Origin of the sequence: Streptomyces lincolnensis (genome assembly GCF_001685355.1) — a bacterium.
GTDB classification, from domain to species: domain Bacteria; phylum Actinomycetota; class Actinomycetes; order Streptomycetales; family Streptomycetaceae; genus Streptomyces; species Streptomyces lincolnensis.
Map to the genome: position 1 here is coordinate 7920583 of NZ_CP016438.1, position 21147 is coordinate 7941729.

The following is a 21147-nucleotide window of genomic DNA, read 5'->3' on the forward strand; positions in this document are numbered from 1 at the left end:
GGTCACCCGTACCGGCGCAGCTCGTGGAAGAACCCGTCGACGACGTGGAGTCCGCCCTGCCGGGCCACTTCGTCGTGGACGTACCTGCCGACCGCGAGGTCCAGCACTCCCAGCCCGAAGGGCGAGAACACCACCGTGCGGTCCGTCGGGACGGTCGCCCGCCCCGTCATCACGTCGTTCAGCGTGCCGTCGATGAACTCCCGTCCGCCCGTGGCCTGTTCGGCCAGGTGCGGGGAGGTCTCCGCCTTCAGACAGTGCTCCACGTCGTCGACGAAGTTCGCGGACGCCAGCAGGATCTCGGGGGCCAGATCCCTGAGCGACACATGCAGAACCAGCGGATGGTGCGCGAACCACGACGGATCGTGGACGTGCGGCGTCGAGGCGACCGTCGCGAACACCACCAGGTCACTGGAGCGGATCAGCGACTCGGCCGAGGAGTGCACGGTGATCCGCCCCTTCGCGTCCGACCGCTCCAGGTAGCCCCGGAAGCCGGCCGCGCTGTCCGCGGACAGGTCGTGCACCCCCGTCTCCTCGAACTCCCAGCCGGTGCCGGTGAGATGGGTGTGGATGTAGCGGGCGATCAGTCCGGTGCCGATGAAGCCCACCCGGGCCGGCCGTTCGCGCCCTTCGCTCAGCCGGGCCGCCGCCAGCGCCGCCGAGGACGCCGTACGGGTGGCGCTGATGACCGAACTCTCCAGACAGGCGTACGGATAGCCGGTGTCGGGGTCGTTGAGGATCAGGACCGCGGACGCCCGGGGCAGCCCCGACGCGGTGTTCTCGGGGAAGCTGGAGATCCACTTCAGGCCGTCCACCCGCAGCTCTCCGCCCAGCGAGGCGGGCAGCGCGATGATCCGGGAGGACGGACGGTCCGGGAAGCGCAGGAAGTACGACGGCGGGTTCACCGACTCGCCGGCGCCGTGCAGCCGGTACACGGTCTCGACGAGGTCGGCGATCTCCGACTCCCGCCCGTGCAGGGCCCGCTGGACCTGCTCGCCGGAGATCACCGCGAACGGTGGGGCGGTCATCGTGCTCATGCGGTCCTCACTTCGGAATGCTCGGTGTGCTCGATGGCGGTCGGCCGGACCGGGTCGCCCAGCGCGGCCAGTACCTCGCGGGGGCCGTCGAACGGCTCCCTGCTGTGCGCGGTACGGATGTTGTCGACGAGCAGCAGGTCGCCGGTGCGCCAGGGCTCGCGCACGGTGTGGGCGTCGTAGACCTCGTTGATCACGCGGACGACGTCCTCGCCGACCGGGTCGCCGCCGCCGAAGCGGGTGTTGAAGGGCAGCCCGTCGGGCCCGTAGACGTCCACCAGGTACTCGCGGACCTCGGGGTCCATCGTCCACTCGTTGAGGAAGGCGATCTGGTTGAACCAGCAGCGGCGGCCGCTGACGGGGTGGCGGACCACCGCGCCGCGGCGCTGCCGGGTGCGCAGGGTGCCGTCGGACTCCCAGGCGAAGTCGATGGCGTGGGTACGGCAGTAGCGCTCGACGGTGCCCCGGTCGTCGGTGCCGAAGGCCTCGGCGACCGACGCCCCGATCTCGTCGTTGTACGTCCGGGTCAGCAGCCAGCCCTCCCGCTCGAACCGGGCGGTCAGCTCGGCGGGCAGCGCGTCGAGCACGGCCGAGGCGTCGGCCACCCCCGTCGCACCGCCCGAGGCGGGCGCCTCCAGGCAGGCGTAGAGCAGCAGGCCGGGGAACTCCAGCGCGTAACTCAGCTCGTGGTGCATGCACATCGGCTGGGTGGAGGGCCACTTGGTGGAGGAGTACACGCCGTCCGCGTACCGCCGCCGGGGCGCGAAGGGCTCACGGTCGTCCATCAGGGCATCCGTCAGCCGCCGGAACACGGCCTCCGCGGTGGCGGGATCGTTCAGGCCCAGCCCGCGGACCAGGACCGAGCCGTGCCCGGCGACGACGTCCCGCAGCCCGTCACGGTGCTCGGACGCCCAGCGCGCCGGATCGTCGCCGGCGTCGGCCCGCAGCAGCGGAGGGTTGCCGGGGGCCAGGGCGACCTCGGAGGGCAGGGTCGGAGATGAGGGCGACATCTCGGAGTTTCCTTTCGGGTGGTGCGTGGAGCGGTGGTTCGGGGATGGGCGCCCGCCGATTGCGGGGCCGGTGGTCTGTCACGGAGCCGTGTGGTCCAGCAGCTCCGCGAGGTCCGCGAGGACCGGTCGTCGGGTGACGTCCTTCAGGGAGATCTCCCGGTCCAGGGCGATCGCCAGCTTCACGGCGGCCAGCGAGGTTCCCCCGCGGTCGAAGAAGTGGTCGAGACGCCCGATCCGGTCCACGGGAAGGCCGAGCACCTCGGCCCAGGCGGCGGCCAGTCGTCGCTCACCCGGTGTCCCGGGCCGGTCCGTGGCCGTGTCGAACTCCCCGGCGCCCGCGTCGAGTTCCTCGGCGAGCGCGGTGAGCGTCCGGCGGTCGGTCTTGCCGTTGGCGGTCAGCGGCAGCCGCTCCCGCCAGTGGACCAGTGCCGGAACCATGTACGCCGGCAGCGAGGCCGCCAGCTTGTCCCGTACGACGTCGGCGGCGACCGGTTCGGTTCCCGTACAGAACGCCACAAGACGGGTACCGCCGACCACGACGACCGCGCCGTCCCGGACGCCGGGCACCCGCAGCAGCGCGTTCTCCATCTCGCCGATCTCGACGCGGAAACCGCGGATCTTCACCTGGCTGTCCCGGCGTCCGAGGAACTCCAGCTTCCCGTCGGGCAGCCAGCGCCCGTGGTCGCCGCTGCGGTACAGCCGCTCACCCGGCCGGTACGGGTCCTCGGTGAACGCCGCCCGCGTCCGCTCGGGGTCGTTGACGTACCCGCGCCCGACACAGATCCCGGAGAACACGATCTCGCCGGGCGCGCCCAGCGGTACGGGCACCAGGTCCTCGTCGACGACGTAGACCCGCACGTTCGCGACCGGCGGCCCGAGCGGCACCCGTTCCCGGTCCGGCACCCGGTACATGACCTCGTGGTTGGTGTCGTCGCAGGTCTCCGTCAGCCCGTAGGCGTTGACCAGCGGCGTCCCGGGCCGGGCCGCGAACCAGCGCTCCACCAGCTCCTTCTTCACCGCCTCCCCGGTCACCGACACACAGCGCAGGTCGGGCAGTTCGCGGGGCCGCCGGGCCAGTTCGGCCAGCACGGTCTCCAGATACGACGGCACCAGCTGAAGCACGTCGGCCCGGTGCCGCTCGACCGTGTCCACGAACCGGGGCACGTCCAGGATCGTCTCCTGGTCCACCAGCAGGGTCCGCCCGCCGACCAGCGGCGCGGCCAGCAGCTGCCACAGGGAGATGTCGAAGCACTGGGGAGCGGTCTGCGCGACCACGTCCCCGGCCCCGATGCCCAGGTCGTCGAGCTTGGCGAGGACGTGGTTGAGGAACCCGGCGTGCTCGCACATCGCGCCCTTGGGTTCACCGGTGGAGCCGGACGTGAAGTAGATGTAGGCGAGTTGACCGGGGGAGACGGGCACCCCGAGGTCGTCGTCGGGACGCCCCTCGGCGTACACGGCGTCCAGGTACAGCGTCCGTGCCGTCGGATCGAGGGAACGGTCGCTGCCGCGTTCGGTGAGGACCAGGTCGCACTGCGCGCGGGAGAGCGTCCGCGCCACGCGTTCGGCCGGGAAGTGCGGCTCGACGGGCAGATACACGCCCCCGGCCTTGAGCACGCCCAGCACGGCCGCCATCCAGTCGAGGTTCCGTTCCGTCACGACGGCGACCACACCCTCGCGCTCCAGCCCGCGGGCCAGCAGCGCGCGCCCCACCTGGTTGGCGCGGGCGTTGAGTTCGCGGTACGTCCACTCCCGCTCGCCCTGGACGGCGGCCACGAGGTCCGGGTGGGCCGCCGCCCGCTCCTCGAACAGCTCGTGCACCCGCTTGTCGGGCAGCTCCCGGTGCAGTCCCGCCAACTGCTCCAGCTGGAACCGGAGTTCGGCCTCGGACAGCAGACTCCTGCGCCCGGGATCGGCGAGCGCGGCCAGGTGGTAGCCGGCGATCCGGGCGGCGGCGTCCGCGTCGAAGAACTCGGTGCGGTACCGCAGTCGCAGGACGTCCCCGTCGGCGCTCACCTCCAGCTCGGAGTCGTCGACGGTGCTCCCGTCCTCGCCGGTGAGCTCGGCCAGGACCCGGACCCGGGCGGCCCGCAGTTCGTCGGGGCCCGCCACCACCCCTTCGGGCAGCGGCACTTCGTACTGGGCCGCACCCGGGACCGGGTGCAGCGTCCAGCTCGGTACTGTCTCCATGATCTGTTCCCCCCTGTTGCCTGTTACGCGCGCCGCGGCGCGACCGCCGGATTCCCGCCCCAGTGCGCCCCCGCCGGCATCTCCTCGCCCTTCATCAGGAAGGAGTCGGGGGCGAGTACGGCGCCGTCCCCCATCGAGACGCCGTAGTGGACGAGCGCGCCGGTCCCGACCGTGCAGCCGGCGCCGATGGTGATGTGGTCGGACTTGAAGGTGCCGTCCTCCTGCGAGTGGGACTGCACCTTGGTGTGGGCGGCCAGCGTGGCGTCGTCGCCGATCGTGGTGAGCGAGCGCTCGGTGATGGCGGTGCCGTCGTCGAAGACCCGGCGGCCCATCCGGACGCCCATCAGCCGCCACAGGACGTTCTTGAACGGCGTGCCGTTGAACGCGACGAGGTGCTGGTCGGACACCTTCCACAGCCGCTCGTGCCACCAGAAGTACGGGTCGTAGATCGAGCACAGCCGCGGCTTCAGCGGACGGAAACGGCAGATGGCCCGCTCGATGAGGATCCAGTAGGCGGCGGTGAACAGCAGGGCCGCCACCAGGTATCCGCCGATCAGCAGCCCGCCGACCAGGCCGCCGTCGGCGGCGCCGTACAGGTCGAAGGAGGCGAAGCCGAGCACCGTGAGCATGAACCAGTGCAGCCAGCGCAGGAACAGGAACAGCCCCATCGAGCGCAGGTTGAACCGGTTCTTGGCGCGCAGCCGACGGGCCAGCTCGTCGCCCTCGCGCAGATGGTCGAAGCGGGTGTCGCGCTCCACCGTCCGCGGGATCTCGAAGGGCGGCGAGCCGAGCAGCCCCACGCCCTCGCGGACCTCGCCGTCCAGCGGGATCAGCACCTTCGTCGCCAGCAGGCAGTTCTCGCCGGTACGGCCCCCGGCCGGGTAGGCGATGTGGTTGCCGAGGAAGTTGTGCGCCCCGATCGTGGTGTGCGCGAGGCGGAACGACGTACCGGAGTAGTCGGCGTTCACCACGGACAGCCCGTCGGCGACCATCGTGCCGGTGCCCACGGTGACCAGGTACGGCGTCTCGTGCTGGACCGCCGTGCCGAAGTTGGAGCCGGTCTGCTCCACCTCGGACAGGTCGTAGCCGATGGACCGCAGGTAGGGGACGATGTACGAACTGTCCCCGCACAGCCACTTGAAGAACTTGAGGTTGGTCATGCGGGCGATCGCCCGGTGCAGCGAGTAGTGGAAGCCGTAGAGCGGATAGACCCGGTCCGCGCGCAGGAACGGCTTCAGCAGACGCGGCAGCACGGCCACCGTGACCAGGCCGACCAGGAGGAAACTCCCGAACATCGCGACCGACAGCAGCAGCGCCTCGCCGTAGAAGCGCGCGGAGCCCAGGGACTGCGAGGCCGGGTCGAGCAGGGTGTCCAGCGCGGGTGCGGAGTCCAGCACCAGGTAGGTCCCGCCCAGCCCGAGGGGCACCCACAGCAGCACCGTCTGGAGCAGGGCGACCAGGCCGTAGCCGAACCGGCGCGAGGTGCCGCACCGTGCCGGAGGGACCCGTACGTAGTCGACGTCCGTCGGCCGGGCCGGGGAGCCGTGCCAGCGCGCCCCCGCCGGGACCGCCAGGCCGCCGTAGAGGGCGGAGGCGTGGCCCAGCTGGGAGCCGTCGCCCATGGAGCTGTCGATCCCGAGCACGGTGTTCTCACCGACGTACACCCCGCTGCCGAGGGTGACGGACCCGGTGCGGATACGGCCGGCGTGCGCCTCGTAGCACAGGAGGTGGCAGTCCTTGCGGATCACCGTGCCCGCTCCGACGGTCAGCAGGTCGGCGCAGACCGGCACGTCCTTGGTCAGGATCGTGACGCCCGGCCCGATCCGCGCGCCGAGGGCCCGCAGGTACAGGACATAGACCGGGTTGCCGACGAACAGGACCATCGGGTTGCCGCGCAGCAGTGTCTTCAGGGTCCAGAAGCGGACGTAGGCCAGGCTCCAGACCGGGAAGTCGGTCTCCTTCCAGCGGCCGACGAGCAGCCACTTCGCCAGCACCGGGAAGACGCACATGCCGACGAACAGCGCGCCGCCGAAGACCACCGAGCGGCCGTAGACGTCGGCCGCGCCGTCGCCGGCGGAGATCCACTCGTAGCCCCGGGCCGCGACCGTCCCGGTGAGCACGCAGTACAGGGCGAAGACCACGAACTGAAGTGCCCCGCACAGGATGTACCGTGCCGTGCTGCCCGGCTCGGGCACTGCTGTGACCTGCGCGGGAACCTGCGCGGTGGCTTCCTCCGGGGTCTCGGCGAGGGCCGCCGCCAGCCTGCGGATCGTCGGGTGTCCGTAGACGTCCCGCATCGACACCGCCGGCAGGTCCGGCCGTTTCCTGACTCGGGCGCAGAAGTGCGCCATTACCAGTGAGTTGGCCCCCAGATCCTCGAAGAAGTGACTGTCGACCGGTATGTGTTCCTTGCGTACGACTCCGGCCAGCACCTCAGCGAGTACGCTCTCGGTGCCGGCGCCGGATATTCCCCCCACGGTGGCGCTCCTTGCTGCTGTTTCTGGTGCGTCGCACAGGAACGGGAGTAATGAAAGAGTGTGTGTGAGCGAGCGGAAATGGATGATGTCCGCGTGAATCGGGTCCTGGTCAGAGACCCTTGATGTCCCCCGTGTCGTGTGCGTCTGAGCCGTCCTCAGAGTGCGCAACGAATCCAGTCCGAATTGTTTCGGCAATTTCATGAACGGTTCAAGGGCGTTTCGGTCATTGGCGCTTTACCGCCGCTCGGGGAATTCTCGATCACGCTCTCGGATCATCCCACCTGCGGGTCCCATCGGGGCGCTCTCCGAATGGCCTGTGTAATAGCTCGTGAGGATTCCGCTTGGCGGGGTGTTAAATCCGGCCAGCGCGAACATGACAGAAAAGTGGTTCGAATTCACCAGGGTGGTTTCCGCTGGGTTGCCGATCGATTTCTGCCGCATTGCGCTACCGGAGGGGAGGATGCTGCTCCGGAGGTCGCGGCACCGCGGGATGAGTGCGGGCCCGTACGGCGGATACCTTTAGGTCGTGCAGCCAGCAAGTGAATCCCCCCAACCACCCTCCGGCCGTCTCCACCGGGCGCGGGCCCTCTACCGGGACGTCTCGAAGCGCAGGACGACCTGGCTGCTGATCAAGGACACCGTCAACTCGTGCATCGAGTACCGCATCCTGGGCCTCGCGGCCGAGGCCGCCTTCTTCACCCTGCTGTCGGTGCCGCCCCTGCTGCTGAGCATGATCGGCCTGCTCGGCTACGTCGACGACTGGACCGGCACCGACACCATCAGCAGCCTGGAGAGCAACATCCTGGAGGCGTCGCGCACCGTCCTGTCCGACAAGGGCGTCGAGCAGATCGCCCAGCCGATCCTGGACGACGTGATGAAGGGCGGCCGCCCCGACGTCATCTCCGTCGGCTTCCTCTTCGCCCTGTGGTCCGGCTCGCGCGCGGTGAACGTCTTCATCGACACCATCACCGTCATGTACGGCCTCGACGGCGTCCGCGGCATCGTCAAGACCCGCCTCGTCGCCTTCCTGCTCTTCCTCGCGGCCCTGCTGATCGGCTCGGTCGCGCTGCCCCTGATGGTGGCCGGTCCGGACGCGGTGGTGGACATCGTCCCGTGGTCCGCGACCGTCGTGCAGGTCCTGTACTGGCCCGTCGTCCTCGTGCTCTCGATCGCCTTCCTGACGACCCTCTACCACGTCTCCGTGCCCGTGCGCTCCCCGTGGATCGAGGACGTCCCCGGCGCCCTCGTCGCCCTCGCCATGTGGGTCCTCGGCAGCTTCCTGCTGCGCATCTACCTCCAGACCACCGTCGAGGGCGCCTCGATCTACGGCTCCCTCGCCGCCGCCGTCGCGGTCATGCTGTGGATCGGCGTCTCCGCCTTCGCCGTCCTCGTCGGCGCCGCCGTCAACGCCGCCATCGACCGCGTCTGGCCCGCCGCCGCCACCGCCGCCGCCCGCGCCGCCAACGAACGCCTGCGCGAGGCCCAGGTCGCCGAGTACGTCGCCCGGGCCGCGGCCCGCGAATCCGGCCCGGACGACCCGGACGACCCCGACATGCCCTCGGAGTTCCCGGAACGCTGGTCCCGCTTCCTGCCTCCGGAGGACGTCACGTCCCGCCTGCGCACCCACGTGAAGAGCACACACCCACCGCACAAACCGGAGGGGTCGTAGCGGTACCCGAGGGCTCCCTGAAACCAAGGGAGCGCGGAACACGCCTTTAGGGGCGCGGGGAACTGCGCGACCAGCCACAACGAACCGGCACCAGGCAACGAACCCCGCACCCCAACGGCGCTACGCCTTCCAAACACCCGCCGCAGCCGCTTCCCGCACGAACTCCCCGAAGTCCCGCGCTCCACGCCCCAACACCTGCCGCACATCATCGGTGGTGTGCGCGTTACGCCCGTCCATCAACCCCTCGAACACCTCCACCAACAGCTCCACGGTCTCCGGCGCCTCCCCGAACCCCGCCAACGCTTCCCCGTACGCCGCCGCAGGCAACGGCGTGTACACGATCGACATCCCCGTGGCGGAGGAGATCTCCGCGACCGCCTCCCGCCACGACAGCAGCCGCGGCCCCGTCAACTCCAACGTCCGCCCCACATACGGATCCCCGGACACCAACACCGCCGCCACCACATCGGAGATGTCCCGCACATCGACGAACGGCTCCTTCACCTCACCCGCCGGGAACACCAGCTCCCCGTGCCGGATCCCCTCCACCAGCGGCCCCTCGCTGAAGTTCTGCGCGAACCACGTGGCCCGCACGATCGTCCAGTCGGCCCCCGACGACTTCAGCGCCTCCTCCGCCGGCAGCGCCTGCGTCTCCCCACGCGCCGACAGCAGCACCAGCCGCCGCACCCCGAGCCCGACCGCCTCGCGGGCCAGCGCCCCGATCCCCTCGGCCGCCGCGGGGGCGCCGATGTCGGTGGGGTACATGAGGTACGCCGCGTCCGCGTCCCGCAGGGTCTCCGCCCACGTCGTCGGGTCCTCCCAGTCGAACCCCCGCGCCCGGGACGCGGCCCGGACCGTCAGCCCGGCCGCCCGCGCGGACTGCACCACCCGGCTCCCGGTACGCCCACTGGCCCCGGTCACCACAACCGTCGTGTTCTGCGTGTTTTCCGTCATGCCTCCAGTCAACGGCGGCGCGCCCCAACGGCCCATCGCTGAACGGCTCATTCCCATGCGCGCGCGTCTACGCTGACGTCATGGACGCTCTCGCAGGCCTTCTGGAAGGCCCCCGAGCCCGGGGCGCCTTCATGATCCGAGCGTGTTTCGATCCACCGTGGGCGGTACGCATCGAGGACCGCGCCCCCCTCACCGTCATGCTCATGGTCCGCGGCGAGTCATGGATCATGCCCGACGCGGGGGAGCGGGTCCGGCTGACCGCCGGCGACCTCGCCATCGCCCGCGGCCCCGACCCGTACACCTGCGCCGACGACCCCGGCACGGCACCGCAGGCGCTGATCCTGCCGGGCGCCGAGTGCCGCTATCCCGACGGCAGGTCCCTCAGCGGCACGATGGACCTGGGCGTACGGACGTGGGGCGACCGCCTCGACGGGGCGGCCGTGATGCTGATCGGCACGTATCTGTGGCAGGGCGAGGTCAGCGGGCGCCTGCTGGACGCGTTGCCGCCGCTGCTCACCCTCACCTCCGACGTGTGGGACTGCCCGCTGACACCGATGCTCATGGACGAGATCGTCCGCGACGAGCCCGGCCAGGAGGTCGTCCTCGACCGCCTGCTCGACCTGCTGGTCATCGCCGCGCTGCGGGCCTGGTTCTCCCGCCCCGAGGCGCGCCCGCCCGCGTGGTACGTCGCGCTGTCCGACCCCGTCGTCGGCCGGGTGCTGCGGTTGATCCAGGACGATCCCGGACACGGGTGGACGGTGGCCACGCTGGCCTCCAAGGCGGGGGTGTCCCGGGCCGCGCTGGCCCGGCGGTTCACGGAGTTGGTGGGGGAGCCGCCGATGACGTACCTGACCGGGTGGCGGCTGGCGCTGGCGGCGGACCGGCTGCGGGACAGCGACGCGACCTTGGACGCCATCGCCCGGCAGGTGGGGTACGGGAGCGCGTTCGCCCTGTCGAGCGCGTTCAAGAGGGTGTACGGGGTGAGTCCGCAGGAGCACAGGGGGCGGGCGGCGTAGGCCGTCGCCGGGCGTACGCTGGATCTCATGTACGCGGAGAGGGCGTCCCGGCTCGCGGGCGCCGTCGTCTGGACCAACGAACCGGCCGGGGATCCGGCCGGACGCGTTCTGCCCGACGGGTGCATGGATCTGCTCTGGAACGACGGGCGGTTGCTCGTCGCGGGGCCCGACACGCGGGCGTACGTCACCGGCGGGCCCGGCGCGTGGGCGGGTGTGCGTTTCCCTCCCGGTACCGCGCCCGCGCTCCTGGGTGTGCCGGCGCACGAACTGCGCGACCGGCGCGTGGAGTTGACGGAGCTGCTGCCCGCGCCGGAGGTACGGCGGCTGACCGCGGCGGTGCACGCGGCCGTCGACCCGGCGACCGGGCTCGACGAGGTGGCGACCCGCTGGGCCACCGCGGCACAACCCCCGGACCCCCTGCTACGACGACTGGTCGCGGCCCTCGGCACCGGGCGCCCGGTCGCCGCGACCGCCGACGAACTCGGGCTCGGCGCGCGCCAGTTGCACCGCCGTTCGCTGAACGCCTTCGGGTACGGCCCGAAGACGCTGGCGAGGGTGCTGCGGTTGCAGCGGGCGCTCGCGCTGGCCCGCGCCGGGGTGTCGTTCGCGGACACCGCGGCTCGGGCCGGGTTCGCGGATCAGGCGCATCTGGCGCGGGACGTACGGGAGTTCACCGGACTGCCGCTGGGGGAGCTACTGGGCCGGACCGGGTAGCGGCGCGAACAGGTCGACGCCGTTGCCGTCCGGGTCGACGAGGCACGCGTACCGCTGGCCCCACTCGGCGTCCCACGGCTTGCGCTCGCCCCGGTGTCCGGCGCCCACCATGTCCGCGTAGACGGTGTCGACCTCGGCCGGGCTGTCGCACAGCAGGGCCAGCGAGATACGGCCGCCCTCGGCCGGCGGCTGCCATTCCGGGTCGATCGAGCGGACGGTCTCCTCGCTGTCGAGCATCAGCCGCAGCCCGCCCGGGAGCGCGGCCTCGGCGTGCGGTTGCTTGTCGGCCCCCTCGGGGAAGTCGAGGCCGAGCCGGCGGTAGAAGGCGATGGAGGCGGCCAGGTCGGAAGCCACCACGCCGATCGCGTCGAATCGTGGAGTCATGGGACCACCGTAGGCAGGGCACCCGACCGGGGTCTTGAAGGAATCGGACAGGCCCCCATGGAAGCCGCCTCCGGACCTGCCGCGGGACCTGTCTGCCGCGTGGGTCTGCCGCGGTCCGTCCTGTCCCCCGCGTTCGGGACGGACCGCGGCGCCCCGACAACGAGCATGCCGAGTGGGCGGTGATGGCGGCCACAATTGCCGCGGAAGTGACGGCCACACGGGATGTCCCACCCTCTGACCTGCGGGGACACCGTCCCGCGTGACGGTGTCGCGGGACGGCCGCGGCGGGCGGTGGCCGATTCCGTACGGGCGCGGGAACCGCGGCCCCGGGGCGGCCGTGGAAGCTGATGCAAAATGCGACGGGGAACGGGGCACCGTGACCACGCACGCGGACGGGGTGGAACATGTCGCGTTGGAAGGGCCTGCCGGCGGAACTGGACCCCAGGGTCCGGCAGCTGGTGGTGCGATTACGTCGGCTCAAGGACCACAGTGGGCTGAGCGCGCGGCAATTGGCGGCCAAGACGGGATACAGCACCTCGTCCTGGGAGCGGTATCTGGGCGGCCGGTCACTCCCGCCCCGGGAGGCCGTCGAGGCGATGGCCCGCATCGCCGGCGAGGATCCGACCCGCCTCCTCGCGCTGCACGAGGTCGCCGCCGAGGCCTGGACGGAGCGGCGCGGGGGCGCCTCCGGGGGCAGGGCGGGCCACGTGGTGGAGTCCGTGCCCCGGCCCCGTCGATCGGCCCGGCCCTGGATCCGGACCCGGACCGCGGTCGTCGTGGGCGCGGTGGCGCTCGTCCTGGCCGTCTCCACGACGGTCCTGCTGGCCGTACGACTCGACCGTGACGGTGGCGAGAAGCAGGCGGCGCCCTCGGCCACCCCCTCCTGGTCCATGCTGTCGCCGACGCCGTCGGAGCCGTCGTACACCTGCCGTCCGCGACGGATCGACGGTCTCTGGTACGGCGGCAACAGCCGTACGAAGGAGGCGGTCCTGGCCAAGGGGCTCGTCGGCCCCGACGTGGCCGAGGCGCAGTGTCTGCTGCGGCGGGCCGGATACGCGCCGGGAGTCGTCGACGGGATCTACGGGCCGCTGACGGAACGCGCGGTCAAGCAGGTGCAGCGGAAGGTCGGACTGGTCGTGGACGGCATTATCGGCCCGCACACCTGGGAGGCGCTGCGGGGATGACACGCCCGAGCCCCGCCCCGGAGTCCGCCCGCCTGGCCGCCGCGCTCCGCGAGCTCAAGGAGCGCACCGGCCTCAGCTTCGTCGCCCTGGAGGCCCGGACCGCCTACAGCAAGTCCTCCTGGGACCGCTATCTCAACGGCCGGACACTCCCGCCCCGGCAGGCGGTCCAGGCGCTGTGCCGGCTGGCCGGTGAACCGGAGGGGCGCTGTCTGGCGCTCTGGGAGATCGCGGAGGCGGCGTCGAGCGGCCGCGCGGCGGAGGCGACGCGCGCGCCCGCGGAACCGGAACCGGAACCGGAGCTGGTGCCGTCGCTGGAGAAGGGGACGGTCACCGATGTGCCCGTCCCCTCCGGCGCCCGGACGCACGCCGTGACGCTCCTCGCCATCCTCTGCGTCGTGCTGGTCGGAGCCCTGGCCGCGGCGCTGTTCCTGTGGCCGCCCGGGGACGGCTCGTCGAGGTCGTCCGTGTCGCCGTCTGCGGTCGCACCCCTGTGCGAGGGTGCCGCCTGCGAGGGCAAGAGCCCGATGGCCATGCACTGCGGCGCACGGCCGGACACCCTCGCCACGTACCGCACCGCCACCGGGGCGTCGCTGGAACTGCGCCACAGCAGGATGTGCGGGACGAGCTGGGCCCGGATGTGGGACACGCGGATCGGCGACCGGCTGGACATGCGAGCGGACGGCCCCGCCCGCTCCGTCCGGATCGCGGACGCCACCGACGCCAAGGAGTACATCTACACGTACATGACCGAGACCCGCCCCGGCACCACCGTCCGGGCGTGCTTCCGGCCCGTGGCCGGCGGGACGGAGGAGTGCTTCAGCGGCCGGGTGGCGAAGCGGTGAGAGCCTCCCGGCTCAGCCGAAGGTCACCGGCCCGCGCGGCGAGTCCACGGTGAAGGAGAACCCGACCGGTCCGGTGGTGAGGTCGAGCGTGGCCCCCACGGCGGCCAGCAGCGGCCGGATCCCGTCCGGGTCCGGGGCGCGTGCCGACAGCGCGAGCAGGGGAGTGGTGGGCAGTCCCGACGCCGACGGATGGACCGTCGACCCCCAGTCGATCAGGAACGGCACCAGACCCGACGGGTGCGCGCCCTCGCCGTCCGTCAGCCGCCACTCCAGCAGCGTGCCGTCGGGCCTGCGGCGGCTCATCGCCCGTACGGCACCGGGGTCGTACCCCTGCTCCCGCGCCGCCTCGACCGCCGCGTCCAGATCGGGCGGGCTGATCGCCCAGGTCACCGTCCGCGGCCCGGCCAGCAGGTCCACGTCGAACGGCCGCGGCCCCTTGTACGCCGCCTGCTCCGGATCCGGCCCGATGATCTCCAGATAACTCGCCCCGCCCAGCGCCACCAACGTGTTCCGCGTCCCCAGCCCCACATGCACTCCACCCGGCGCCGGGACCACCCCGGTACGCCGGGCGAAGTCCTCCACCGTCGCGGCGAGATCGGGCGTCGCGAGGACGAGGTGATCCAGCTGTGGATGGCTCATCGCTCTCCCAGAAGCTTTGTCGATACGTACATGCCAAGTGGGCTCTGTGCCTAGAGTGGCGCTGTGGAATGGACAACTCTCGTTGCCACCTTGTTGGGCGCCGCGATCGCGATGAGCACCTCACTCATGGTGGAGATCCGCAAGGTGCGGCACGACACCGAGTCCGAGGGGCGCAGAACCCGACGCGAGATATACGCCGAGTACCTCACGGTACTTTCCCAGGCGCGATGGGAACTCTCGGGCGTCGCGGCCGACAGCGAACTGTCCGACGCGGCACGCCGAGCGCGGGCCAATGAGATCTTCGCGCGCTGCTACCAGATACGGCACCAACTCGAGCTCTACTCTCCCGGCAGCGTGGAGGAGCCGGCGCTGATCTACTTCCGCCACCTTCGCGACTTCCGCAACGCCGTCCGCGGCGGGCTGCGAGACGGTGTGCCCGACGTCGACGCGGAGCGCGCGTACGCCGACCACATCCAGAAGGTCAAAGAGCAGTTCGGGCGGTGCCGCGACGCGATGCGCGCCGACATCAACCCACGCGGGTCGCAGCAGCGGTGGCGTGGGCTGCAGCGACGGACTTAGCATGCCCCATGGTCGTGGTGCTCCTGCTCCTCCTGCTCGTTGTGATCGCGATCGCCGGTGCCGTCATGAGCGCGGGAGCTCAGGGGGTGCGGTCGGCGTCGGAACGGCTCAAGTCCTCCAACGCCTCTCGCGGAACGACCCGTTGCGCCCACTGCGGCAGCCGCGACAAGTGGACTGGTAGGCGTGGGAAATGTGAGTGCGGCTACGACTGAACCGGCTGCTATGGAACCCCGATACCTCACTCCGGCCGGGCTTGCCTGATCGCACTTCCCTAGCGCCTCCTCCATCGACGGACAGCTCCGAGGATTTGGGAGAGCACCTTGAGCGCGGCGCTCCGGCGGGCCGGCTTGCGTGACCAGACGGCGGGCAGGACGACTCCCACGTAGAGCGCGGTGAAGACGAGGACCGCGAGCAGGACGGGGAGGTGAAACGGCGGGAAGGCCATGGGACTTCCTTCGGTGGTGGTGACGGCGAACCGCTGACGCAACGAGGTTCACCGCACCGGACCGGGATGCCGCCGGATTCCGAATCCCACCGAACTCCCGGCAGGAGACGCAGGTCAGCCCGTACGCTTCGAGGAACTCCGCCGAACCGCGTCGAAGGTGAAGTCGAGGGTGAAGGAGTGGGGAGTTGACCGCACCACCGGCGGGTCCCATCGCGGACTTCTGCGCGGAACTCCGACGGCTCGTACGCGTGTGCCAGGTACCGCAGACGGACATCGCCGCCGCGCTCGGCCTGAGCGAGAGCACGGTCTCGGGCCTGCTGGGCGGGCAACGGCGGACGGCGCCGGACTGGGACGTGGTCCGGCGGATCGTGAGCCTGTGCGCCCGGTCGCACGGCCCCGGATCACCGCCGGGCATGCACCTGGACGAGTGGGTGTGGAAGGCGCGGCACGCGGAGCTGGAACGGACGGTCGAGACGGCGCTGTTCTCGGCGATCCACCGGTCGCGGGAGCCCCGGCCCGTTCCCGTTCCTCCGACGGCGAGGCCGGTCGCCGGTGACTGGGCGGCCGTAGCCCTCCCCGAGGCCATGCGCCTGTTGGCGGAAAGCAGACCGGAGTTGACCCCTCGGATGGAGGCGCTGCTGGAGTCGCCGACCGCGGCGTCGGACTCCCTCCCGGTCCTCGACGACCTGCTCCAGGACTTTCCACAACGGGTGCGGGCCACGCACGGGACCGACCGTGCCGCCCTCCTCCAGGCCGCGCGCGTGGTGCTGATCGCGAAGGCGGTGTTGAGGCACGGAGCCACCCACGAGGAAGCGCTCGACCTCATCCAGGACCTGACCCAAGACGCCCACTACGCCCACCTCTACGCGTGGGCCTCCGACGGCGGCGGCGACGCCTCGCCCTCTCTGTACGGTTTTCGGTACACCGTGACCGGCGAGACGGCACGGAGGCTCAACCGCTACTACCAGGACGCCGCCGCACCGCTGGCCGCGTCCTGCCCCGAGTTCGCGTTGGCGGCCGGACTGCCCTGCGCCGCGCTGAGCGAACGCCTGGGCGACCCGCCCAGGACCGGGCTGGCCGGACTCGGCGCCCTGCTGGCGGAGTTCGCGGGCCAGGGCACGTGCGCCACCGCCGGTCGCGCCCTGCTCCGTGCCCCGATCGCCTCGCTCGACTCGCCCGGCCCCCGCCTGCCGCTGCTCGCGGACGCGTACATCAGCCCCCGCTTCCGGCTGGTCGGATCGGACGTGGTGCTCGGCGAGGCCATCGCCTCGGACAAGTGGTGGGAACAGCGGCCGTCGTACGACGGATTCGAGCGGTTCCTCGCCGCCCACCTGCTCAGCCTCCCCGCCCTGCTGGCCCCGCTCCTGGTGCTCGGGCATCCGGGCGCGGGCAAGTCCCTGTTCACGAAGCTGCTGACGGCCCGGCTGCCCGCGCGGGAGTTCCGGCACCTGCGCGTGGAACTGCGGCACACGCCCGCGGAGGCGGACGTCCAGACCCAGCTGGAACACGCCCTGAGGCTGGCCACCGGACGGCAGGTGAGCTGGCCGGACTGGTCGGAGGAACAGCCCGGCGTGACCCCGGTCGTGCTGTTGGACGGATTCGACGAACTGCTCCAGGCGGGAGCGCAACGGCTGGACTCCGCACGGCAGTGGAGCTATCTGCGGGACGTCCAGCGGTTCCAGCAGCGCGAGGCCGAACTCGGCCGCCCCCTTGTCGTGATCGTGACGAGCCGGACCGTGGTGGCCGATCGCACGGACGTCCCCGAGGGCAGTCAGGTGCTGCGCCTGGAGCCGTTCGGGGCATCCGAGATCGACCGCTGGCTGACCATCTGGAACACCACGAACGCCGCCTACCTGGAACAGCGCGGCCTGCGTCCGCTGTCCCCGGCCGACCTGCGGCCCCACCGGGACCTGGCCTCCCAGCCTCTCCTGCTCCTGATGCTCGCCCTGTACGACGCCGTCGACAACGCGCTCCAGCGACTCGGCGACGACGAGAGCATCAGCCGTACGCAGCTCTACGACCGGCTGCTCACCGAGTTCGTCCGACGCCAGGTGGACAAGGACGGCTCGCTGCCCCCGCACGAGCAGGCCGCCGCGATCGACCGGGAGTTCCACCACCTGTCGGTGATCGCCCTCGGCATGTTCCATCGCGGCGCGCAGGCCATCAGCGGCGAGGAGGCGGACCGGGACCTGCGGGCCCTGGCGGATCCGGCGGCGCACGGGGAGCAGGCCGGCTCGGGGCTGGTCTTCGGACGGTTCTTCTTCGTCCACGAGGCCCAGGCCGTGGTCACCGAACAACGGCTGCGCAGCTACGAGTTCATGCACGCCACGTTCGGCGAGCACCTGGCGGCACGGCTGATCGACCAGGCCCTGCGGCGGCTGGCCGATCGTGGGGAAGGCGACGGCACGGCAGACCTGGGCGACGGCGAGCTGTACGCGCTGCTGTCCTTCACTCCGCTCACCGACCGGGCCCAGCTCGTGGAGAACCTCTGGAGCATGCTCGCCGCCTGGCCGGAGGACCGGGCCCGGCACCGGCTCCAGGATCTGCTGGTCTCGCTGTTCCGGGCGGCCGAGTGGCACTCCGGACAGCGCGGCGGCCCCGACCACGCCCCGGTCCGCGTGACCAGGGCCTACCGGGACGCCGTGTACGAGGTCAACCTGTTGCTGATCGCGGTCGTGGCGGCGGGGGAGGTGCACGCCTCGGAGTTCCTCGGGGCCGAGGGGCTGGGCGACGCCTGGCGGCGGCGCACGATGATGTGGCGGTCCCAGCTGTCCGAGGAGTCGTGGAAACTCCTCTCCTCCACACTCGACCCCGATCGCTGCTGGCGGCCGAGCCCGGACGACGACGCCGAACTCCGGCCGGACATGAGGCTCAGCACGACCCCGACACTGTCCCTCGACCACCACCTCGGCTGGATGCTCGGCACGGTCGACGATCCGGACGCCCACGACATCGGACCGGCGGTCATCACGTCGAACGACGCGGCGGCGGAGGTGTTCACCCAGCTCACGTTCCTCGGCGACCGCCATGCCGAACTTCTGCTGCACGCGGTCTATCCGCTGCTGCGCCGGATGCCCCACACGCTGCTGATGTACCGCACCGACCACGCCGGGCGTCCGCGGTCGGCGGCCCAGTCGCTCGTCGCCCTGCTCATGGGACAGGCCCGCGACCTGACGGCGACGGCGTTGCCCGATCTCTATGCCCAGTGCGTGAACGCCGTCGCGATGCTGCCGTCCGGCGAGGCCGACACATATCTGGAGGCCGTCTGCCGTCGGCTGGCCGCGGACATCCCCCTGTTGTCGGACGAGGATCTGCTGGGCGTCCTGCGTGAGCTGAGTGAGTGCGTCGCCGAACTCGGTACCGGTCTCACGGGCGGGCTCCGAGAGGCGCTTCTGGACTGCGTGTACGCCGCGGTGGGGCGGGTCGACCGGGACCTGACCCTCATGCTCGCGGACCTCCAGAGAGAGGTCGAACGGCGCGACGCCCACGGTGAGGAGAGCAGCCCGCTGCGCGCTCTGCTGCACCTGGCCCAAACCGGCCGTTCCAGCAGTACGTGGAGATGGGCCTCCCTGGTAGGCGTTGCCGGACTCGACGGCGAGTTCGACGACCTCCTCGACGACCTCGATCTCTCCGCCTACGCCACCCGTCACCCCGCCGCCGTCATCGCCCTCCTCCGCGTCGCCGCCGAACTGGACCTGACCGACTGGCTCGCCACCCGCGCCCCGGAACTCCTCGCCGCGCTCCCCGCCCCGGCCTTCGGCCTCCTGCTTCCCTCCGACCTCCGATATCTGCGCCCCGCTCTCCGACCGGACGCCTACGAGGCCGAGTTCGCCGAGGTGGAGAGCATCTGGGGCCGAACGGGGGGTTAGCTGTCACCGGCTTCCCGCGCCGCCCGCTCCAGCCGCCGCCGGTACTCCTCCCAGGAGATCTGATCACCGGGCGGCAGGCTGTCGCTGGTCGGCAGGTGCCCGGCGCTTTCGTCGATGAGCTCCCGCACGATGTCGGCGTGGCCGGCGTGCCGCTGGGTGTCGGTGAGCACGCGGACCATGATGTGGTGCAGCGTCACCTCCCGCCGCTCCTCCGGCCACCACGGCACGTGCCCGACGGAGTCCAGGTCCAGCTGGGCGATGGTGGCGTCCGAGTGCTCCCAGGCCCGCCGGTACAGCCCGACGATGTCCTCGCGCGACTCGTCCGCCGTGGCCCACATGTCCGCGTTGTGATCCGCGTCCTCCGTGTACCACCAGGACGGCACCTTCCCGTCGAAGAACGGCCGCCCGAAGGTGTCGCCGAAGTACCCCAGCTCCACACCGGCGACGTGTTTCACCAGCCCCAGCAGGTTCGTGCCCGTGGGGGTCAGGGGGCGGCGCACGTCGTACTCCGAGAGTCCGTCGAGCTTCCACAGCAGGGCGTCGCGGCCGTCCTGGAGGTAGCGCAGGAGGTCGGCTTTCGGGTTGGGTTCGGTCATGCCCGGCAGTGTTCCAGCCGGCACTGACAATGCCGCTCCCGTCGGACACGGCCCGGCCCTAGTCCGGCATGCGGACGTTGTCGTACTTGGGGTTCGGCTCCTCGCGCACCGCTCCCGCCAGCGCGGCGCCACTGATCTCTCCCGGGCAGCCCTCGGGTGGATGGCCGCCGGCGTCACGGACCCTGTAGAAGACGCAGACGAGGCGGAACGCGTCCGGCGTCCGGGGGTCGCCGCGGTGCGGGACCATCTCGCGGCCGCAGACCGGGCAGGCCGCCAGGGCGTGTGTGAGCACCCTCGGTTCGGTGAAGGCGTGGGGGAGGAGGCGGTCGATGATGGCCCGGCGGGGGAGGGAGAGGCCGTAGTGCTCGCCCATGGCCCGGTACACGTCCGCCATCCGCACGTCGCCGGTGCCGAGGGTGAGGCGGCGGGTGAGGGGGTGGTCCGTGTGGTCGGTGCTGTACTCCCAGAACGTCCAGTCGGGTCGGCCGTCGACGGTGGCAGTGATGACCGGCGGGTCCATGGTGCTGTCCCACACGCGTACGACGGTGTGCGCCGCCCCCATGTCCCTGCCGGGGCCGAGCCGGTGGGCCTGGTCGCTCCCCGTCGGTGACTCGATCGCGAAGGCCCAGCCGTCGACGGTCCGCCCCAGCATCGCCGGCTCCGGCAGGTCCCACGGCCCGGGAGGCAGCTCCAGCATCTCCCGTGTCGTGTCCGCACTCATGAGGCCGCCCGGCTCCGCGCCCAGGCTGACGGCCAGGTCCACATGGCTGAGGCCCTTGACCATCGTGAGGCAGAAGCCGTCGAACCCCCGGCCCAACTCCTCGCCCACCCACTCGAAGCCGTCACTCGTGATCCGCATGACCGGGACCCTAACCGCCGGGTCCGACAGTGAGGACGTCCCCCGGCGCCTGGCCCCGGCCCCGGCATGATCACGGCGTGACCGACGTCAGGAGCCCGCGTGCCTCGTCCCTGGCGTGGGTGATCGGGTCGGGGAAGATGCGCAGGCCGTGGGCGACGAGGGCGCCCTCGTGGAGAAGCATGAGGGTGCGGGCGAGGTCGGCGGCCGGATGGTCCGGGGCCGACTCGCGTACCAGGTCGGTGAACAGGGCCAGCATCCACTGCTTCTGGCCGGTGATGATGGCGTAGGCCGGGTGGGAGGGGTCGCTGATCTCGGCGTGGGCGTTGACCATGCTGCATCCCTTGGGGCTGCTGTCGGTCATCCAGGTGCGGGAGGCGTCGAAGACCGTGAGGACGCGGTCGACGGTGCCCGGCTCCACGCGCGCGAGCTCCTCCGCGACGTAGGCCCGCCAGCGCTCGTCGCGGTCGGCGAGGTACTCGACCACGATCTGCTCCTTCGAGCCGAACCGGTCGTAGAGCGTCTTCTTCGTGACCCCGGCCTCGGCGGCGATCAGGTCCACGCCGACCGCGTGGATGCCGCGCTCGTAGAACAGCCGCGAGGCGGCGGCGAGGGCGCGGCGCGCGCCGGGGGTCATCGTGATGCGGGTGGGGCGGGGGTTCCGCCGCGGCTCGGTGCCCATGGCTCAAGACTAT

General features: G+C 71.5%; 18 protein-coding genes. 7 read left to right on the forward strand and 11 right to left on the reverse strand.

Annotated features, from left to right (window positions below):
- Positions 1 to 2 precede the first annotated feature (2 nt).
- The 4 genes from sbnB to SLINC_RS35050 all read right to left on the reverse strand — a co-directional run bounded on the left by sbnB (position 3) and on the right by SLINC_RS35050 (position 6705).
- Positions 3 to 1034 carry a 2,3-diaminopropionate biosynthesis protein SbnB gene (sbnB, locus tag SLINC_RS35035; protein ID WP_067441973.1) on the reverse strand — a complete coding sequence of 344 codons (1032 nt, stop codon included), beginning with the start codon at positions 1032 to 1034 and terminating at the stop codon, positions 3 to 5.
- Positions 1031 to 2041 (reverse strand): TauD/TfdA family dioxygenase, encoded by a 1011-nt coding sequence (locus tag SLINC_RS49605; protein WP_067441976.1) that lies wholly within the window; start codon positions 2039 to 2041, stop codon positions 1031 to 1033. Before SLINC_RS49605 ends, sbnB begins: the two co-directional genes overlap by 4 nt.
- 78 nt (positions 2042 to 2119) lie before the next feature.
- The gene (locus tag SLINC_RS35045) at positions 2120 to 4228 is read right to left on the reverse strand and encodes a non-ribosomal peptide synthetase (RefSeq protein ID WP_067441979.1); all 2109 of its coding nucleotides are present in this window, start codon (positions 4226 to 4228) and stop codon (positions 2120 to 2122) included.
- A 23-nt stretch (positions 4229 to 4251) separates the two neighbouring features.
- Positions 4252 to 6705, reverse strand: a complete 2454-nt coding sequence (locus SLINC_RS35050) for a Pls/PosA family non-ribosomal peptide synthetase (protein ID WP_225988287.1) — start codon at positions 6703 to 6705, stop codon at positions 4252 to 4254.
- A 526-nt stretch (positions 6706 to 7231) separates the two neighbouring features.
- Here SLINC_RS35050 and SLINC_RS35055 point away from each other — a divergent pair.
- A complete protein-coding gene (locus SLINC_RS35055; RefSeq protein WP_067441982.1) occupies positions 7232 to 8374 on the forward strand; it encodes a YihY/virulence factor BrkB family protein in 1143 nt (380 codons plus the stop codon).
- A gap of 120 nt (positions 8375 to 8494) precedes the next feature.
- Here the strand turns inward: SLINC_RS35055 and SLINC_RS35060 are convergent, their stop codons facing one another.
- Positions 8495 to 9328 (reverse strand): NAD(P)H-binding protein, encoded by an 834-nt coding sequence (locus SLINC_RS35060; protein WP_067441985.1) that lies wholly within the window; start codon positions 9326 to 9328, stop codon positions 8495 to 8497.
- Positions 9329 to 9408: 80 nt separating this feature from the next.
- Here SLINC_RS35060 and SLINC_RS35065 point away from each other — a divergent pair, with 80 nt between their 5' ends.
- Both SLINC_RS35065 and SLINC_RS35070 read left to right on the forward strand, forming a co-directional pair.
- Positions 9409 to 10344, forward strand: coding sequence for an AraC family transcriptional regulator (locus SLINC_RS35065; protein ID WP_067441988.1), 936 nt, complete (start codon positions 9409 to 9411; stop codon positions 10342 to 10344).
- A gap of 27 nt (positions 10345 to 10371) precedes the next feature.
- On the forward strand, positions 10372 to 11058 hold the full coding sequence (locus tag SLINC_RS35070; RefSeq protein WP_067441991.1) for a helix-turn-helix domain-containing protein: 687 nt from the start codon (positions 10372 to 10374) through the stop codon (positions 11056 to 11058).
- On the opposite strand, the gene SLINC_RS35075 is transcribed toward SLINC_RS35070, so the two are convergent.
- Complete coding sequence (locus SLINC_RS35075) at positions 11038 to 11442, reverse strand: VOC family protein (protein WP_079164889.1); 405 nt, start codon at positions 11440 to 11442, stop codon at positions 11038 to 11040. The two genes, SLINC_RS35070 and SLINC_RS35075, sit on opposite strands and share 21 nt — an antisense overlap.
- A gap of 404 nt (positions 11443 to 11846) precedes the next feature.
- Here SLINC_RS35075 and SLINC_RS35080 point away from each other — a divergent pair, with 404 nt between their 5' ends.
- Both SLINC_RS35080 and SLINC_RS35085 read left to right on the forward strand, forming a co-directional pair.
- Positions 11847 to 12626, forward strand: a complete 780-nt coding sequence (locus SLINC_RS35080) for a peptidoglycan-binding protein (RefSeq protein ID WP_067441994.1) — start codon at positions 11847 to 11849, stop codon at positions 12624 to 12626.
- A complete protein-coding gene (locus SLINC_RS35085) occupies positions 12623 to 13468 on the forward strand; it encodes a helix-turn-helix domain-containing protein (protein ID WP_067441997.1) in 846 nt (281 codons plus the stop codon). The genes SLINC_RS35080 and SLINC_RS35085 overlap by 4 nt, the downstream gene beginning before the upstream one ends.
- Positions 13469 to 13480: 12 nt before the next feature.
- On the opposite strand, the gene SLINC_RS35090 is transcribed toward SLINC_RS35085, so the two are convergent.
- Positions 13481 to 14107, reverse strand: a complete 627-nt coding sequence (locus tag SLINC_RS35090; protein WP_067442000.1) for a VOC family protein — start codon at positions 14105 to 14107, stop codon at positions 13481 to 13483.
- Positions 14108 to 14170: 63 nt separating this feature from the next.
- Here SLINC_RS35090 and SLINC_RS35095 point away from each other — a divergent pair, with 63 nt between their 5' ends.
- Positions 14171 to 14686 carry a hypothetical protein gene (locus SLINC_RS35095; RefSeq protein WP_159425385.1) on the forward strand — a complete coding sequence of 172 codons (516 nt, stop codon included), beginning with the start codon at positions 14171 to 14173 and terminating at the stop codon, positions 14684 to 14686.
- A 271-nt stretch (positions 14687 to 14957) separates the two neighbouring features.
- Here the strand turns inward: SLINC_RS35095 and SLINC_RS48645 are convergent, their stop codons facing one another.
- On the reverse strand, positions 14958 to 15131 hold the full coding sequence (locus SLINC_RS48645; protein WP_170068289.1) for a hypothetical protein: 174 nt from the start codon (positions 15129 to 15131) through the stop codon (positions 14958 to 14960).
- A gap of 185 nt (positions 15132 to 15316) precedes the next feature.
- On the opposite strand from SLINC_RS48645, the gene SLINC_RS35100 reads away from it, so the two are divergent.
- Positions 15317 to 19000, forward strand: a complete 3684-nt coding sequence (locus tag SLINC_RS35100) for an NACHT domain-containing protein (RefSeq protein WP_067442006.1) — start codon at positions 15317 to 15319, stop codon at positions 18998 to 19000.
- On the opposite strand, the gene SLINC_RS35105 is transcribed toward SLINC_RS35100, so the two are convergent.
- From SLINC_RS35105 to SLINC_RS35115, 3 genes are all read right to left on the reverse strand, one after another.
- The gene (locus tag SLINC_RS35105; RefSeq protein ID WP_067442009.1) at positions 18997 to 19596 is read right to left on the reverse strand and encodes a DinB family protein; all 600 of its coding nucleotides are present in this window, start codon (positions 19594 to 19596) and stop codon (positions 18997 to 18999) included. The two genes, SLINC_RS35100 and SLINC_RS35105, sit on opposite strands and share 4 nt — an antisense overlap.
- A gap of 58 nt (positions 19597 to 19654) precedes the next feature.
- Positions 19655 to 20455 (reverse strand): hypothetical protein, encoded by an 801-nt coding sequence (locus SLINC_RS35110; RefSeq protein ID WP_067442012.1) that lies wholly within the window; start codon positions 20453 to 20455, stop codon positions 19655 to 19657.
- A 70-nt stretch (positions 20456 to 20525) separates the two neighbouring features.
- Entirely contained in the window at positions 20526 to 21134 is a 609-nt protein-coding gene (locus SLINC_RS35115; RefSeq protein WP_067442015.1) for a TetR/AcrR family transcriptional regulator, read from the reverse strand.
- Positions 21135 to 21147: the final 13 nt, after the last annotated feature.

Excerpts from the sequence above, each read along its gene's own strand:
- SLINC_RS35115 (WP_067442015.1), bottom strand. The coding sequence starts at position 21,134 with ATGGGCACCGAGCCGCGGCGGAACCCCCGCCCCACCCGCATCACGATG.
- SLINC_RS35080 (WP_067441994.1), top strand. The coding sequence starts at position 11,847 with ATGTCGCGTTGGAAGGGCCTGCCGGCGGAACTGGACCCCAGGGTCCGG.
- SLINC_RS48645 (WP_170068289.1), bottom strand. The coding sequence starts at position 15,131 with ATGGCCTTCCCGCCGTTTCACCTCCCCGTCCTGCTCGCGGTCCTCGTC.
- sbnB (WP_067441973.1), bottom strand. The coding sequence starts at position 1,034 with ATGAGCACGATGACCGCCCCACCGTTCGCGGTGATCTCCGGCGAGCAG.
- SLINC_RS35085 (WP_067441997.1), top strand. The coding sequence starts at position 12,623 with ATGACACGCCCGAGCCCCGCCCCGGAGTCCGCCCGCCTGGCCGCCGCG.
- SLINC_RS49605 (WP_067441976.1), bottom strand. The coding sequence starts at position 2,041 with ATGTCGCCCTCATCTCCGACCCTGCCCTCCGAGGTCGCCCTGGCCCCC.
- SLINC_RS35070 (WP_067441991.1), top strand. The coding sequence starts at position 10,372 with ATGTACGCGGAGAGGGCGTCCCGGCTCGCGGGCGCCGTCGTCTGGACC.
- SLINC_RS35090 (WP_067442000.1), bottom strand. The coding sequence starts at position 14,107 with ATGAGCCATCCACAGCTGGATCACCTCGTCCTCGCGACGCCCGATCTC.
- SLINC_RS35065 (WP_067441988.1), top strand. The coding sequence starts at position 9,409 with ATGGACGCTCTCGCAGGCCTTCTGGAAGGCCCCCGAGCCCGGGGCGCC.
- SLINC_RS35045 (WP_067441979.1), bottom strand. The coding sequence starts at position 4,228 with ATGGAGACAGTACCGAGCTGGACGCTGCACCCGGTCCCGGGTGCGGCC.
- SLINC_RS35110 (WP_067442012.1), bottom strand. The coding sequence starts at position 20,455 with ATGCGGATCACGAGTGACGGCTTCGAGTGGGTGGGCGAGGAGTTGGGC.
- SLINC_RS35060 (WP_067441985.1), bottom strand. The coding sequence starts at position 9,328 with ATGACGGAAAACACGCAGAACACGACGGTTGTGGTGACCGGGGCCAGT.
- SLINC_RS35075 (WP_079164889.1), bottom strand. The coding sequence starts at position 11,442 with ATGACTCCACGATTCGACGCGATCGGCGTGGTGGCTTCCGACCTGGCC.
- SLINC_RS35105 (WP_067442009.1), bottom strand. The coding sequence starts at position 19,596 with ATGACCGAACCCAACCCGAAAGCCGACCTCCTGCGCTACCTCCAGGAC.